This is a genomic window from Nostoc sp., assembly GCF_036917375.1.
In the GTDB taxonomy this organism is placed as follows: Bacteria; Cyanobacteriota; Cyanobacteriia; order Cyanobacteriales; family Nostocaceae; genus Nostoc.
The window spans coordinates 1-15779 of sequence record NZ_JBALDN010000026.1 but is presented as its reverse complement, the minus strand read 5'-3'; the positions used below and the strand labels follow the sequence as shown (position 1 = coordinate 15779).

The 15779-nt window shown below is 42.2% G+C and carries 9 protein-coding genes and 1 tRNA gene; 6 read left to right on the top strand and 4 right to left on the bottom strand.

Features of this window, described 5'->3' with window-relative positions; translation table 11 throughout:
• Positions 1-704 precede the first annotated feature (704 nt).
• The 3 genes from V7K45_RS06530 to V7K45_RS06520 all read right to left on the bottom strand — a co-directional run bounded on the left by V7K45_RS06530 (position 705) and on the right by V7K45_RS06520 (position 7064).
• Positions 705-778: transfer RNA gene (locus V7K45_RS06530), tRNA-Val, on the bottom strand.
• Positions 779-1002: 224 nt separating this feature from the next.
• Positions 1003-1623: a hypothetical protein gene (locus V7K45_RS06525; protein WP_335001550.1), complete on the bottom strand. Its 621-nt coding sequence runs from the start codon at positions 1621-1623 to the stop codon at positions 1003-1005.
• Positions 1624-1934: 311 nt separating this feature from the next.
• Positions 1935-7064 carry a CHAT domain-containing protein gene (locus tag V7K45_RS06520; RefSeq protein ID WP_335001548.1) on the bottom strand — a complete coding sequence of 1710 codons (5130 nt, stop codon included), beginning with the start codon at positions 7062-7064 and terminating at the stop codon, positions 1935-1937.
• Positions 7065-7271: 207 nt separating this feature from the next.
• On the opposite strand from V7K45_RS06520, the gene V7K45_RS06515 reads away from it, so the two are divergent.
• Positions 7272-9086: a ShlB/FhaC/HecB family hemolysin secretion/activation protein gene (locus V7K45_RS06515; protein ID WP_335001546.1), complete on the top strand. Its 1815-nt coding sequence runs from the start codon at positions 7272-7274 to the stop codon at positions 9084-9086.
• Positions 9087-9384: 298 nt separating this feature from the next.
• Positions 9385-9639, top strand: a complete 255-nt coding sequence (locus tag V7K45_RS06510; protein WP_335001544.1) for a DUF7219 family protein — start codon at positions 9385-9387, stop codon at positions 9637-9639.
• Between the two features lie 480 nt (positions 9640-10119).
• On the opposite strand, the gene V7K45_RS06505 is transcribed toward V7K45_RS06510, so the two are convergent.
• Positions 10120-11151 (bottom strand): VOC family protein, encoded by a 1032-nt coding sequence (locus V7K45_RS06505; protein ID WP_335001728.1) that lies wholly within the window; start codon positions 11149-11151, stop codon positions 10120-10122.
• Between the two features lie 200 nt (positions 11152-11351).
• On the opposite strand from V7K45_RS06505, the gene V7K45_RS06500 reads away from it, so the two are divergent.
• The 4 genes from V7K45_RS06500 (at position 11352) to V7K45_RS06485 (ending at position 15702) form a co-directional block, all read left to right on the top strand.
• Positions 11352-11975 carry a DUF3859 domain-containing protein gene (locus tag V7K45_RS06500; protein ID WP_335001542.1) on the top strand — a complete coding sequence of 208 codons (624 nt, stop codon included), beginning with the start codon at positions 11352-11354 and terminating at the stop codon, positions 11973-11975.
• Positions 11976-11980: 5 nt separating this feature from the next.
• Positions 11981-13747 (top strand): asparagine synthetase B family protein, encoded by a 1767-nt coding sequence (locus tag V7K45_RS06495; RefSeq protein WP_335001540.1) that lies wholly within the window; start codon positions 11981-11983, stop codon positions 13745-13747.
• Positions 13748-13770: 23 nt separating this feature from the next.
• Positions 13771-15036 (top strand): diaminopimelate decarboxylase family protein, encoded by a 1266-nt coding sequence (locus V7K45_RS06490; protein ID WP_335001535.1) that lies wholly within the window; start codon positions 13771-13773, stop codon positions 15034-15036.
• Positions 15037-15156: 120 nt separating this feature from the next.
• A complete protein-coding gene (locus tag V7K45_RS06485; protein WP_335001533.1) occupies positions 15157-15702 on the top strand; it encodes a hypothetical protein in 546 nt (181 codons plus the stop codon).
• Positions 15703-15779 lie beyond the last annotated feature (77 nt).

The following is a 15779-nucleotide window of genomic DNA, read 5'->3' as shown; positions in this document are numbered from 1 at the left end:
TTCTGACCCTAGTAGCTGCTCACCCTGATGCTGCTGTCTTCGGACAGGATAGGTGCGCTCCCAGCAATAAGGGCGCGGATGTACTGCTGTAGTGGCTACTCAATCACCCCCAATCAAGGGGGAACCCTCCCCAATTTTTCATCTGAAGAGGTGAAATTGGGGCAATATTTTTCAGATATCTGCGCGATTGCCAAATTCCTTATCCAGCCTGGATTTCATCGTTTTTTCATCAAGAAATAATTTTTGAGACTGAGGCTCAGATAGTAAATTGGCAGACATTCGCGCTCAGGACATCTAGAAACATTGCTCCACAATATTTTGAAACTTGGTGGGTCGCAATAACCCTCCAGCTACTGGGTGGGTTGAAAGGCTTCATCCCAGCATTTTTCTTCTGTATATCCAGAGTCGCAATAACCCTCCAGCTACTGGGTGGGTTGAAAGCTACCTTCAAGTTCTACTTGGCGCATCCCGGCGATCGCTTGTCGCAATAACCCTCCAGCTACTGGGTGGGTTATCATAATTTTTATTAGGGAGGGTTGAAAGAGAGCGCTACGTTGACATTATCGCTATAGTATCTGTAAATAAATGACATTAATTTGTCACTGGCAGTTAAACGACATCAATTTGTCCCGACGACAGATAATTAGTCCCAACGACACTAATCTGTCACCGACGACAAATAATTAGTCACTGTACAACAATAATGGACGTAACTGGATTCGAACCAGTGACCTCTACGATGTCAACGTAGCGCTCTAACCAACTGAGCTATACGTCCTTAACCACACAGTTATCAATAGTAGCATATACTTCTCTGATAAGGCAAGATAAAAGACCAAATCAGGCGAACTCTATCACCCCCTAAGTAATCAAGCTCAGACGATCTGAAGTATTTGTTTGATTTGTAAAAAACGTTGCACCACTTGCTACAAATCAAACAAATAAGTCAAATCCTTTTTCCTTTTGCCTTCAGCAAGACTTCCTGATTTCCTGCAAGCATCTTTAAGTTTCTCGAATCCAAAATGCTAATCCTCCCCCACGACCGCGAGCTGCAATGAAATCTTCTGTGACTAAAAAGAAGCCAAAGAAGGGTAGTTTAGCTATAGGTTGTTTGTAGAAATCTTCTGTTTGCACTTTACCAGCACGGATTTCTCTGTTGTAAATAACACGACCAAACAAACTGATAATCATCTGGTTAAAGTCAAAGGCCAATAAATTTTTCTTCCCAAAATATTGCACTGGCCCTGTGAGTTTCAATGAAACTGGGTTAAGCTCAACCTGATTAGCAATTTCGCCTCTGTCTGAATCCTGTTCCAAAGTGGCATTAAAGGAAACATGGATTGCCATAAACTTAGGTACATAGAAACCGTTACCTAATACAATTCCGCCGCTACCTCTGTTTTTCTTAGTGCCAGTAACAAAGCAAAGTTGCCATTTACCGAGCAGAAACTCAAACGGATAAGTCAACTTTTGTTGTTTGGCAGTTTTTTCTGCTTGGAGCAATGCCTTTACTAATATTTCAGCACTAGGGCGTATACTTTTCGGTTCTCTATACTTAGCCGCAGCCTGGGATAGCACGTTAATAAAGTCAAATGCCGCTTTAGGTGTTAAATTAGCCGTCATGAAGCCACTCTGGATTTAACTACTTCTTGATTTTCTGATAGATTGTAGCGTTCATCTGCAAGAAGACACATCTTTCAACCGTAGTATCCACTAGAAGTACGTCGCTCGATTTATTAAGGAGGCAGGAGGAAAACTGCTCGGTTGTTGAGCGTTGTCGCAACACTGTTTCCTGCCGCGACCAAAGGAAACAGCGGTTTAATATCATGTCCGCCTAATTAGTTATAATTCCCACATCTGTGCAAAAACCAGGAAACCCTCTTTCCCCCTGCCTCCTGCCTCCTGCCTTCTTCAAGACTTCATATTCCCTATCTTCACCAAGGATTCCCAACCATTGTAAATCCAGCCCAATAATAAGGATGCATAAGTGATTCATCAGCACTGTCAGCAGGTAAAGGCAAATTCCCAACTCCTCCTAGACCTTGCACTTGTCCATCCTTGACATAGATTTGCCCTTTGACCATAGCTACTTGAGCAAGTCTTAGAGCTTCTGCCTTAATTGGAGCTGTCTTTAAGTTCTCATAAAATTTTGTCATCAACGCTGCTGTGCCAGCATCATTAACCGACCAAAGACTAGCAACACTAGTTTTCACACCTGCCAACACTGCTAAACCCGCAAATCCCAGTTCGGATTCTTCATCCCCTAAAGCTGTTCTACAAGCACTCAGCACGAGCATTTCAACTTCAGGTTCATTCAAACGCAACTGTCTTAATTGGTTCAAGCGTAACTTGTCTTCCCACAGTTGAATATAGGAATTACTCAAAGCACCCGTAGCAAAATCGGCATGGGTTGCCATGTGAATAATTCCAAAAGGTTGTTGGCGGCGGATCGTTTTGAGATTTTCTAAGGTGGCTTGCTTATCTAATAATAATTTGCCCTGCCAGAGTTTAGATACTAGTGTTGATAACTCCAGGGGGACTGCTGGCAAAGGCTCTTGTCCCTGAGTACTTTGAGAAACTCCCAGCGCTAAAATTTGAGATTTTTTGATGTCTTTATAGAGGGTATTAGTCAGACTAAGACTAGGCATTAAGCCAATACTGTATTTTTCTACTAGAAATCCCTTACCATCGTGAAGTGCTGCCATTGGGGTTGAGCGTAACCCAATGTCTGGTAAAAAGACCAGATTGTTGATTTCTCTCGCCTGTAAATCTGCTTCTAGTGGTGCAATAATCCAGCGATAAAGTTGTTGAGATGAACGCAAATAACCGGTGCGACGGCGATTTTGTGGACTAACGATTTGGTCACGAAATTCTTGAGCTACTTGGAGAACTTTGGCTTTAGTTGTTTCTGGGATGCGCTTGCGGATAGGATTGCCTTTTCCGGTTACTACTACTATTTCTAGTTGGTCGGTATCTTTTTCTGCTACGGTATTTAACTGTTTCGTAAATTTTTGAGCTTTACCTAAATTTCCCTCTGGTAGAATTTCCACAGGGACAAAACTGATGTAGATAAACGCAGGTTTTACACCAGTAGCCTCTTCAATTTTGCGAGCAATTTCTTTGGCATCATCTAGTGTTTTGATTTTAGGGCTAGGTATGCCTAAATGGTCGGCAAAATCATCTGTGAAATTGTCTTCGGGAGTGGGGTCGGTATTAAGAATGGGGTTATCAATCTTAGGATTATTGAGGACAGGGTTATTCGGTTTACTTGGTAGATTGCATTGGAATGTGCAGGGGTCAGGATTTGGAGGTTTAGGATTCGGTGTCTCAGGATTTGGAGTTTCAGGATTTGGAGTTTCAGGATTCGGTGTCTCAGGATTTGGAGTTTCAGGATTTGGAGTCTCAGGATTTGGAGTCTCAGGATTCGGAGTAGGAGTTTGACTAACGTTGATTCCTATCTGTACAGGTGCAGAAGAGGAAACGCCGTCATTTGCACTAATTACAAAAGCATTTAGTGACCCATTGGTATCTGCCGGAGGTGTATACACCAAAGTATCGCCGCTAGATAAGGTTGTAACACCAGGGATGACGGGAACGCCATTGACAGTGATGTTTCCCGTATTCACGACATCGACCTTGATGGAGGTGATGTCATTATTAACATCGCTGACCAGCGGAACCAAACTAGAGAATGTTAAGGTAACAGGTTGATTAGTCTGGGTATCGGGTAGCGATGAGTTTGCTGTTAATGTCGGCGGGGTATTGACAGATGTAATGGTGATGTTGGTTGGTGTACCGCTAGCATCTCCGCCATTTGGCAAGACTGGAAAGCTATTAGCGATTATTGAATTGTCACCTGTATTAATTGACCCTGCTGTACCATTGACACTTGCATCACCGACAATAAAATCTACATTGTTTGGGCCGCCATCATGGCGAATGCTAACAGTACCTCCTGTTAAAGGTTGAACGTTAGTACCATCTGCACTAGTAAAAAATCCACCAGTTGCGATCGCATTACCTGTTCCTGTTCCTTGAATCAATCCGTTGGTTAGCACTTGCACATTGCCACCTTGAACAGTATTTCCATCAACAAAATCGTCTGCGATCGCTTGGGTGTTGATGTTGGTAAAACGAATATTGCTACCAGATGTATTGGTAGTCTGTAAAGTAACGTTCCCAGCTGTAAGATTTCCCGTACCATCGACTTCAAGCGCGATCGCTGAGGCGTTTATGCCGTCATTAACGGTGATATTATCTCTGCTAGTTAAATTAATCGCGCCAGCTGTGCCGATAAAATCGCCACCTAAGTTCTTGACTACAGACGAGTTAATCGCCCCTGTGGTAATACTGCCGCCTGTGGTTGTTGCGACTACATCGCCAGCGTTACCTGAGCCATCAGCATCATTTGAAAAAGCATCAATCCTACCTGTGAGGATATTGCCTGCGGCACTCAAACTGATTGTTCCAGCAGTATTAATAGTATTAAACCCTTCAGTGTTGCTGGTATCGAGATTATTTAGAGTAATTCCACCACTGCTGCTTGTGACTGTAATATTACCTGCCAAGTAGCCTTGGCCACTGGCGATAATATTGCCCGCAACGATATCGCTAGTCGCAGACAAGTTGACATTGCCACTATTGCCAGAAAAATCAGTAGTTGTATTGAGATTGCCCAGTGATAAACTAGCTCCAGAAATGTTAATCGCTCCCCCAGTTGTCTCGATTGTGTTAGTGGGATTGACAAAGTTTACAGAACCAGTTTGTGAGGAGAGGCTGAAGCTACCGCCAGCACCCAAATTTAATGTAGCGACACCAGCAGTAGTGACTCCAGGTGTAGCTCCGGTGATGTCATTGATGGTAATGTTGCCTGTGGCTTGTAAGTTGATATTTGCACCGGAAGCTGCGATCGCACCCCATGAAACAGTGTTAGCCCCAATATCTGCATCGCCAAAGGCAATATTGCCTGCTGTACCATCAAAATCACCTGTCCCTGCTGTACCATCGATAATTGTCAATGTGCTGGGGTCTATCAATAAAGTACCAAAGTTACCATTGACGGCTGAAGTATCTACTAAACCGTTAAAATTTAAGAAATTTTTGCCTGATACTTCTACAAAACCACCATTTCCAGCATTTGCTCCTCCACGAGCCGAGATGTTACCAAAATACTGAGTTGTGTCGTTACCCCAAACAATTACCCGTCCGCCGTTTCCATTCAAATTACTATCAGCATTAATGACGGAGTTTGAGTCCACATAAGTCCGATCTGCGTTGGGTAAAGTCCCTTTACCTTGATAATCGCCACCAATTAGCACAGTACCGCCGCCATTATTTCCAGAGGCGTTAATATTGGCATCAATCACCGCGACTTTTTTACCCAAAGCAGTTACCATACCGCCTGTTTGACTCGCTGCATTCACTGTTCCAGAAACAATTGTTGTACCTGGAGTTATTGGAATTGTGACATTGGAGTTTGTTAATTTTACAGTTCCATCAGGATTGGCAGTTAACCCTGTGTTACCAACTGTGAGCAGTTCTGGTAAAGATGCAATGGGAATTGTCCAATTATTGGGTTGGTTGCTACTAGAGGCGAGGGGCTGAATTTCTAGACTCAGCAAATTTCCTGGCTGACTGAGACGCACCCAATTTTGTCCTGGTACTGATGTAACGGCAATCTGCCCTCCGGGTGCTGAAAGTTGCCCGGTGTTGACTACAGTACCGCCTAATAAATTCAAACTTTGCCCAGCACCTACTGCCAAATTTCCAGCATTTGCGATCGCTCCTGGCTGGTTCATACTAAAGGCAAATCCGTTGGGGTTTCCAACTAAATTTATGTAGTCATTAACACCGATAGCGTTAAACCAACTGCTACCAAAACCAATGCCATTAGCTGTTGTCACTGTGAAAGCACCAGGCACATTTAAACTGGCGTTTGCCCCAAAAATAAATCCGGCTGGATTCATCAAGAAAAGGTTAGCATTGCCACCTGTCACCTGAAGTAAGCCATTGATAACCGAGGCATTCCCGCCTGTAATTCGACCAAGGATATTTTGCAGCGCCGGACTAGCTTGAAAGTTGGCGATTTGTTCTGGTGAAATCCCAAACTGTTGAAAGCTGTGAAAGAGGTTTGCACCATCTTTAGAAGTTGTGCCGCCAGTGATATCAAGTCGATTGCCGTTGGGAGTCACAATTGTGTTTGTCCCATCCTTAGCAGGAACTATTTGTTGTGCTTGGGCTAATTTGGGGCTTACCAACGAGGTAATAACTAAGACTGAAGCGGCGATGTTGTGTAATAGAGGTTTTTTGCGCCGTAATATGAAGCGACTTGTGGGTAATTCTACATCGATTTGTAACTTGTCTGCTAATCCGCGCCGCCAAAGTGCTTGAGCGATCGCTTTCTTAGACCAGAGTATTTGTTCTTTTTGTCTAGTAACAGAGATGCTTTGAGAATGATTTCGGTAGAAATAGAGTGGCTCTTTGACTCGGCGCACTTGGGCTACTTCTGAAAGTCGCAGACATAGGTCATAATCATAGGCACAGCAAGAGAACGATTCGTTAACACCTCCCACTCGGTCGTAAACCGATCGCCGCATTAAGCGGAAGTGGAAAGTCATGAAATCTACCAACAGACCTGATTGAGAGTAAGGAATGTCACAGCGATCGCCATAACCGATAACTTTGCCGTTTGGATCGATATTTAAGTAGTCGGTGTAAACAAATCCCGTTTCTGGGTGGCGGTTGAGGACTGTAGCGGTTTGAGCAAGAGCTGTGGGGGCAAGGATATCATCATTGTCTAATATACCGACGTAAGTGCCGCTAGTTTGACCGATCGCTGCCTTACAAGCCGCAGCAACTCCTTGATTGTCTGCCTCCACCACCTGCACTCGCCCATCTTTTTGAGCATAAGCGCGAGCGATCGCCACCGATCCATCTGTAGAACCATTATCCCAAATCAATAACTCAAAGTTTTGCCATGTCTGCGCTAAGACGCTAGCGATCGCTTCTTTAAGGTAAGACTCCCGATTGTAATTGACGATGACAATGGAAATCAGTGGTGACATCGAAGTTTTCCCAAGTTTTCTACCTGTTACCACAATATAATGCTAAGGGCTATCACTTAGAAGAAATTGCTGTTAATTATAGTTTTAGTTACAAATCTTTTGAAATTTGAATATCAAAAATATGATATTGAAATACTCATACAGCCATAACATACTCCAAAATCAAAATCAGCCCAGTCGTTATATAAGGCACTCCACTGAAGAGAAATGAGAAAAGAAACAGAAACTGGTGTTCAGCCTAGAGCAACGACTCAGCAAAGAATTGTCTATTTATCTCATCAGTTAGACACTTGGCGGAGTTTGGCAATTACTAAATGCAGTAAGCACAGTTTCAGCTTTCGGTGCAGCTTGTTAATTTTGCCTGCGGTCTGGATTGTAACTGCAAATGGACTGAGAGCTAGAGCTAATATTTTTACACCTGACTCAATTCAAAATAGCAGTCAGTCAGAGTTACAAATAGTACAGGAAACAGAATCTACTCCAGCAACCAACTCGCAACCAAAGATACCACAACGCATTCGGGTTCGCAAAATTCAGGTTGTAGGTAGCACAGTTTTTAAGGAAAATGATTTTAATCCAGTAGTGAAACCGTTTGAAGAACGGGACTTAACTTTAGAAGAAATCAGACAAGCCGCAGATGCCGTTACCCAGCTTTACCTAAATAAAGGCTATATAAATTCCAGAGCAATTCCAGATACTCAACAATCTAGTAGCGCAGATGGTGTTGTGGTGATTCGGGTGTTGGAAGGGCGTTTGACAGAGATTGATATCCAAGGGACGCGGCGATTAAACCCATCTTATATTCGCAGTCGCATCCAACTAGGTGCTGGTATTCCTCTCAATACTGGTAAGCTCGAAGAACAGTTGAAATTATTGCGACTCGATCCCCTATTTACCAATGTAGAAGCGAGTTTGCGTCCAACGGGTAAGGTTGGTCAAAGTATTCTCGTTGTCAGAGTTGAAGAGGCAAAAACTTTAACTGGTAGCTTGGGTGTAGATAATTATTCGCCTCCCAGTATTGGAGCGGAAAGATTGGGTGTTGAATTGCGATCGCGCAATTTAACCGGTATGGGAGATGAGTTAGCCGGCTCATATTACCATACACTCTCTGGTGGTTCCGATGCCTTTGATTTTAGTTATCAGGTTCCCGTGAACGCCATGAACGGCAAAGTGCAGATTCGAGCAGCATTTAATCGCAACGAAATTACTGAGCCACCCTTTGATGCCTTTGACATTCGGGCCAACCAGGATCTTTATGAAATCAATTATCGTCAACCATTGGTGCGATCGCCTAGAGAAGAATTTGCCTTATCTTTAGGATTTACCTATCAAGATGGTCAAACCTTCCTGTTTGATAACCTCGCAACTCCCTTCGGGATTGGGCCTGATGCCAATGGCGTTAGCCGCACCAGTGTAATTAAATTTGGTCAAGATTATACCAGGCGCGAACCAAAAGGAGCTTGGTTTTTGCGATCGCAATTTAATTTTGGCGTTGATATATTAGATGCAACTATCAACAATGACCCCATACCCGATGGTCGCTTTTTCAGTTGGCTAGGTCAAGTACAGCGCGTGCAGCAACTCAGCAACGATCATTTATTGCTCATCCAAGCAGACTTGCAGCTTACACCAGATAGCCTTTTACCTTCGCAGCAATTCGTGATTGGCGGCGGACAATCGCTAAGGGGATATCGCCAAAATATCCGTTCTGGGGATAATGGATTTCGGGTAGCGATCGAAGATCGCTTTACGGTACAGCGCAATGAATCTGGATTATCGACAATTCAACTTGCGCCATTTGTGGATATGGGAGCCGTCTGGAATCAGTCTGATAACCCGAATCCGCTACCCAATCAAACTTTTTTAGTAGGCGCAGGCTTAGGATTAATATGGAATCAAGCAATGGGAATTGATAATCTCTTTTTGCGGCTTGATTATGGATTTCCATTTATCGATCTGAGCGATCGCGGTAATAACGCTCAGGATGATGGCTTTTATTTTAGCCTTCGCTATCAACCCTAGCTAAAGACTATGGTAATCATAACTAATACTGCGGGCATGATATTATTTGAGCCGTATTTGAGGAAGTCGAGTTTAATCAGCAAAATGCTATAAAATGCTATTTCACTTACTCCTTTTGGTAGAGGAAATGCTGATTTCAGTATTTTCCACAGTTAATTACCCGTTCTTCTGCTTTATCCTAATATTGAACTAAAAAATTAACTTCTTTCTTCAGGAATTTGAATTTTATCCTGTGTATATACACACAGAGATAAATTGTAGTTTATAAATTTAAGAAAGAATTAGAGAGAGAAAACTTATGACACAACCTAACTCGCAAGACAAAAACAGCTTTCTTTACCCTCGTAGTCGGTATTATGGTAAATTTCAGCCAGAGAATTTGGTGTTTAATGCCAACCTCCAAGAATTCTCTCAAAAAATTAGTTACATCACTTGCCTAGAGACAGGGGGAAAATTATCTCAGGAAGAGGCTTATCAGCAGATTAAGTCTCTTTGGAAAGAGTTGAAACATAGCAAAAAACAATTGTCTATTGGTGGAAATCAAGAAATTTAAACTAATAAGAAGGAGGTATTGGTAATTTTTTTTAATCTAGTGCAAAAATACTATTGCAAAAATACTTGAGCCGCCCAGAAATTGATTTTAGGGCGGTTTTTTGGCTTTTGCAAGAAGTATCTTTTTCGTAATGTTAATTCTAGTTGTTACAAGTGATACCATTTATGTTATTTTATGTTAATTTTATTAGTTACAGGTAATACCAATTCCAATACTTCTCGGTTAAGGGGAAAAGGGGAAGGGGAAAGGGGAAAGAAAAAACTTTTAACCTTTACCCTTTAACCTTTTCCCCAAACCCAATTCTAATTTAAAATGCTTAACCGAGCAGTATTGATACCAATTCTGTATAAAGATGCGCCAAATTATATAAGAAACGAACCAGCATAGACGCAAAGCCAATACGGTTCGCTTAAGGTTTTTTGATGAAAATTCTAGATCGCTAAAGATGCGATAAATCGCCCTTTTTCGTCAGATATCTAGTTAATTACCTTCTAGCAAAGTCCAGAAATAACCATCTGGTGCAATAAAAGAGAAACTCGTCTCGCCAAATTCATTAATAATGATATCTGTAACTTTTTTTGCAGTACTTGCCTTGATGCGATCGCAATATTCCTGTATTCCTTTAACCCGATAGGTATATAAAGAGATACCAAAGCTACCTGGTTGGGCTGCCTCAAAGCGCGATTCTAAATTAATAGATTCTGGGAATCGAACGACATAAAGTCTACCACTGCGTGTAGCCATCAGGTCAGACTTAGAAGAACGAGGATCGTCAAAGGTAGTGACAATAAACTTTTCATTAGGATTAAGATCAAAAATATCTTTACCTGCGGGCGAAGATTCATAACTAGTTTCGACATCATCACGCACGCGCAGCAAACCCAAAACTTCTTCATAAAACTTCAGGTTTTTTTTGCTATCATCTTGAACGATGATTCCCATGTGAGTAAACTGACTAGTCTTGAGAGGCGCATTCTGGTTAACTTGTCCGTAATGCGGTAGCGTATAGCCAAATCGTTGAAACAAAACCTGTCGAGCTAACGGTTGTAATAGCAGCATTTCTCGCACGCCAACTGCTGGCTCAAGAAAAGGACGGCTTTTTCTATCTTTGTTGTAAATGACTTCCCAATAAGGGCTAGAGTATCTAATAGGAAAACCTGCGGTCTTTGCATCCTCTATATGATTTAAAATACTCAATACATCCGCAGTTAAACTTGTTGCCCAGCGATTTCCCTTAATTTTCATTGACGCTATTCCCAAACCTTCATTAGTGGGATTTTGCCAAACCATCAGCCTAATCAAACCATGATCTGCATTTTGGTGGTAGAGGCGAATTGAGCGTAAAGACGAATTCACCCCATATAATTGATAGGCTACATCTGCGGTTAATTCACCCACTTCACCAATGCGATAGCCAAATTGCTCCCAATAGTGAATTGCAGAAATTGGCTCTGGAATGCCGATACAGACTTCATAGATACCTTCAATTGCGGTTTGTTGTTCGTGAGTCATAATCAGTGCTGAGTTGGGAGAGACGCGATGAATCGCGTCTGTACAAGAGTGAGAAGTAGAGAAGCGATTCATCGCGTCTGTGTTTACAAAAGTATCTCTTAAAAAATCCGAAAAGCAACAACTTTATTTTGTAGCTTATGATGTACCTACAAAAGTGAGATTTAGCGATCGCAATCAAATTTTTCAACAGGAGTTAAGCTATGACGCAGCGACTGACTCAAGAGCAATTATCACAAATAGTTACAGAAGTAGAAGGTCTGCAATTGCGTCGGGAAGCGGAACTAGACCAACAGCAGGTTAGAGAAATTTTACAGGAGTTGAATTTACCTCCAGAGTTACTAGATGAAGCGCTGATTCAGTTAAATCGCCGTCAAGCATTGGAAGTACAACAGCGCCGGAATCGATGGATTACCTCTGGAGTGGTGGCAATTGTAGTAATTGTCATTGCATCTACAATATTTTTTATGCAGCAGCAAAGTTCTACACTTTCCCGTGTTTCTACTCAACAAGACCGCATCACTTTGACACAAGATAATGGCGGCAACTTAAAGACAATTTCTCGCCAAACCAATCCAGAAGTGTTGTATCGTGTCACTCTAAAGGATGCACCTTTGGGTAAAAAGCTGGCTCTCTCTTGTAATTGGATTGACCCAAGCGGTCAAATTGTCAAGCAAAACAACTATCAAACCCGCGAGATTAATACGTCTGTCTGGGATACCCAGTGTCGCTACACTATTAATCCGGCTGCAACTGTTGGCAATTGGCAGGTGCAGATGTTCCTGGAAGGTCGGCAGATTAGCGATGCAACCTTTGAAGTTAAATAGTTTAGATGGGTATCCCGCATCACTTTCTTGGCTATTGGGGTTACGGCGCTCAACAGGAGTTGGAAGCGCTGTTAACTAGTGTTTTGGAAAACCTCTCATTTAGAAGGGGAGAGATTTTGAAGTTTTCTGCACAGGAAAATTATTCTCTTCCCATCTGGAATGTTGTTTACATAGGAATCGATGGCAATTCCCCACCGCAACAAAATCAAATTGCTGCCATCTCCGCATCAGGATTATTTAGTTCACCCGATGCTTGGGTAATCCAAGAAAACAACTGCCTAGTTTTGGGAAGAGAACCTTTCGGAAGAGTTCCTTTGTATTGGACTCAGCAACGACAAATAATTTGGTTTGCATCCCAACTGCAATTAATTTTACCGATTTTGCAACAGTCAGAAGTTAGCATTCCTGGGTTATATGGCTATAGCTGTTTTTCTTACGTTCCCACACCATTAACTTCTATTAATGGAGTGTTTGCAGTGACGGCGGGAACTGAATTAGTTTGGCAGAGCGATCGCCAATCAGGTAAGCTGCGATCGCCTGAATCTAAAAAAATCCACTCATGGCGGGAAGCGCCAGAGCAGTTAACAGATGAAGCTACAGCAATTACCGAATTGCAAACTCTCCTTAAAAACTCCATTGAGCGACAAATTGCAGATTTAAAGGATGAGCCTGTTGGGGTATTTCTCTCTGGTGGACTCGATTCTTCAGTGGTGGCGGCGCTGCTAGTACAAGCAGGGGTGAAAGTCCGCGCCTACACTTTAGATTTTGGTAACGCAGGGATTCCAGAATATCCATATTCTGAACAAGTCGCCCAATTTCTCAAAATTCCACTTGTTAAAGTTGCAGTAACCCCTAGTTCCATCAAGAATGCGCTAATTCCGACTGTGCAAGCATTAGATTTGCCGTTTGGAGATGGCGTGTGTGTGCCGTTGTATCTCCTGTCTCAAAGAGCGAGTCAGGAAACTCAGGTAATTTTTAACGGCGAAGGTGGAGATCAATTATTTGCTGGTTGGACAAACAAACCCTTAATTGCCGCAGGTGTTTATCAAGCAGAAAATCCCGCCGGACAAGAAACTTTTATCCAACAATATCTCCGCACCTTTCACCGTCTTGGGGGATACGAATCTCAAGTTTATCAGCCGGAGATTTATGCACAGATCGAAAATTTGCATCCTGAAGATTGGCTATTGGCAGCTTTAGATCGCAACGAGTGTCCATCTTTACTGCATCGTCTCCGCCGTGCTAGTTTGATGCTCAAAGGAGCGCAGAATATTCATCCCCGTGCGGCTGCATTGGCGTTTGCTCATAGGTTGTGGGTGCGATCGCCTTTTTGTGATTTACCTTTAGCTGAGTGGACATTCCGTTTATCTGGAGAACTCTGTTTGCAGGGTGCTTGTGAAAAATATATCCTCAAACGAGCTGTAGAAAACTGGCTTCCGCCCGAAATTGTCTGGCGACAAAAGCGGGGTATGGGGGTTCCTTTAACTTCTTGGTGTTTAAATGATTTTTGGCATCAACTCGGCATTTGGCTCAATCCAGAAAGACTTCGTGCTGACAATCACTTTTATCCTCACATCGCAGCACAAATCGTTGAAGGCAAACTAGGAGCAGCTATTCAAGGCCGTCGGATTGGTGAAACACTCTGGTTACTAATTATGTGGCAACTTTGGCGATCGCACGTTTTAAATGAAGAAATAACTAAACAGTCTTGGGATCATCCCTTTTGGTTACATCGTTGGCTATGGAGAAATTTCAAGCGATGGCAAGGTTAGATAAAAGTGAGGAGTTAGGAGTTATGAGTGAGCAATTAATTTCCTCATCTCCCCCATTCTCCAGGGAACTTGCTCAGGAGTTACTGAATAACTACGGTTCTCCGCTTTATGTTTATAATGGCGATCGCTTGCGCGAAACTATTGAGCGGATTACCAAAGCAGTCAGTTATCCGCGCACGCAATTTCGCTTTGCCAGTGTTACGAATGGCAACATTGCGCTATTAAAAATTTTTCGCTCCTTTGGATGGGGACTTCACGCCAATACGCCAGGAGATATTTATCTGGGATTGCAAGCTGGTTTCGATCCTCGTGAGATTGTTTATAGCGGCAGTAATTTGAATCAGGCTGAGATGATACAAGTCTTGAATTGGGGAGTTACAACTCTCAATTTTGATAGCCTCGCTCAATTACAGTTGTGCTGCGAAGTTTTGCCCAAACACAAAGAAAAATCTATTCGGCTAGGTTTACGTCTCAATTTGCCGGAAATTACCGGAGATAGCCGCATTGGTGTACGTCCAGAGGAATTTGGTGATGCGATCGCTTTAACTGGTGAGGTGGGATTAAAGCTGAGTGGTTTACACTTCTATCGAGGGACGGGAACTAACGCCACAGCAGCTTTTACCCAAGTAATTGATACGGTAATCGCTATTGCACAAAAGTTACCTGATTGGGAATATTTAGATTTTGGTGGTGGTTTTGGCTATCCTTATCACCACAAAAAAACAGCCTTTGACTGGGAAATATTTGGGGCTGAGTTAACCGAGAGAATTACTCGTTTAGGACGGAAAATTGATTTGGTAATTGAACCGGGACGAAGTGCGATCGCTGGATGTGCAACAATGCTTGCTCAAGTTGTTTCGGTGAAATGGCAAGGAAAAAAACAGATTGTCGGAGTTGATACCACCGTTGCTAATCTTTCAGTACCCTCAGTACACGGCGGCTACCGCGAAATTATCACTTGGAAGCAAACAGACAAATCTTCAATTCCCCACTCTTGTAGAGACACGATTAATCGCGTCTCTACTCCCCACTCGCTATTCACAACTGATATTTGTGGTAACACTACATATTCACGAGATTATCTAGGTAAAAATTGTCAACTCCCAGCGTTAGAAATTGGCGATATCGTTGCCATTCTAGATGTCGGTGCTTATGGTTATGCCATGTCGTCTCACTTTTTACACCGCCCCAAACCTGCGGAAGTCTTGCTAGAAAATGGTATACATCGCTTGATTCGCCAACGGGAAGATTACAGTGTTTTATTAACAAATCAGGTGTTAGATAACTAACATCAAATAACCATTATGAAGTGTATTAACTGCGGAACTGATAATAGACTAAAAGACCGGACAGCTAATCAAGGTCGGTGTATAAAATGCAATCATCTCTTTGCATTTGAACCGACTAGTATGAGTAATGTTCAGATTACCGATCCTTTTTTTGCAAAGGCGATCGCTGACATTTCTGCAAACAACACTTTATTCTTTACACCCAAGCAACTGCTTTATTTTCTAGATAATCGTCTAAGAAAAAATCCCAAGTCAATTTCACAACTTGGCTGGCTTTCTCCTTTTTTGGCTATTAACTTTGTTACATCATTAACTATTTTTATTCCATTAATAGTAAATTTGGCATTTATTATTTTCTTCTATGAAAGTAGCAAATCAACTAAACTCAATCTTGTAAGTCGCAAACAGAATGCGAGGAATTTACAAATTATAGGAGGAATTCTCCTTGTCGTAGGAATTTTACTAAGTCTCGTCTCAAACTCATTCAGATTATTTGTCATTTTTGTTGTTATAGGAATGCTGCCCATATATTTAGGAACTCGACAGATAGGGCGAATTGAATTATTAATACAAGACTTTTTAATTTCTGAATCTCAGGTTAAAGATTGGCTAGATCGTTGGCAGCAGATAAATGGTTCCATTCTCAAAATCTGGAGTTTAGACTAAGTAGGAAAAAATGACCCAGCAGCACTGAGTTGATAAAATACAAGCTTTAAACATGGAAATCTTTAATATTAAGCAGA

Excerpts from the sequence above, each read along its gene's own strand:
- V7K45_RS06515 (WP_335001546.1), top strand. The coding sequence starts at position 7,272 with ATGAGAAAAGAAACAGAAACTGGTGTTCAGCCTAGAGCAACGACTCAG.
- V7K45_RS06495 (WP_335001540.1), top strand. The coding sequence starts at position 11,981 with ATGGGTATCCCGCATCACTTTCTTGGCTATTGGGGTTACGGCGCTCAA.
- V7K45_RS06510 (WP_335001544.1), top strand. The coding sequence starts at position 9,385 with ATGACACAACCTAACTCGCAAGACAAAAACAGCTTTCTTTACCCTCGT.
- V7K45_RS06500 (WP_335001542.1), top strand. The coding sequence starts at position 11,352 with ATGACGCAGCGACTGACTCAAGAGCAATTATCACAAATAGTTACAGAA.
- V7K45_RS06490 (WP_335001535.1), top strand. The coding sequence starts at position 13,771 with ATGAGTGAGCAATTAATTTCCTCATCTCCCCCATTCTCCAGGGAACTT.
- V7K45_RS06505 (WP_335001728.1), bottom strand. The coding sequence starts at position 11,151 with ATGACTCACGAACAACAAACCGCAATTGAAGGTATCTATGAAGTCTGT.
- V7K45_RS06520 (WP_335001548.1), bottom strand. The coding sequence starts at position 7,064 with ATGTCACCACTGATTTCCATTGTCATCGTCAATTACAATCGGGAGTCT.
- V7K45_RS06485 (WP_335001533.1), top strand. The coding sequence starts at position 15,157 with ATGAGTAATGTTCAGATTACCGATCCTTTTTTTGCAAAGGCGATCGCT.
- V7K45_RS06525 (WP_335001550.1), bottom strand. The coding sequence starts at position 1,623 with ATGACGGCTAATTTAACACCTAAAGCGGCATTTGACTTTATTAACGTG.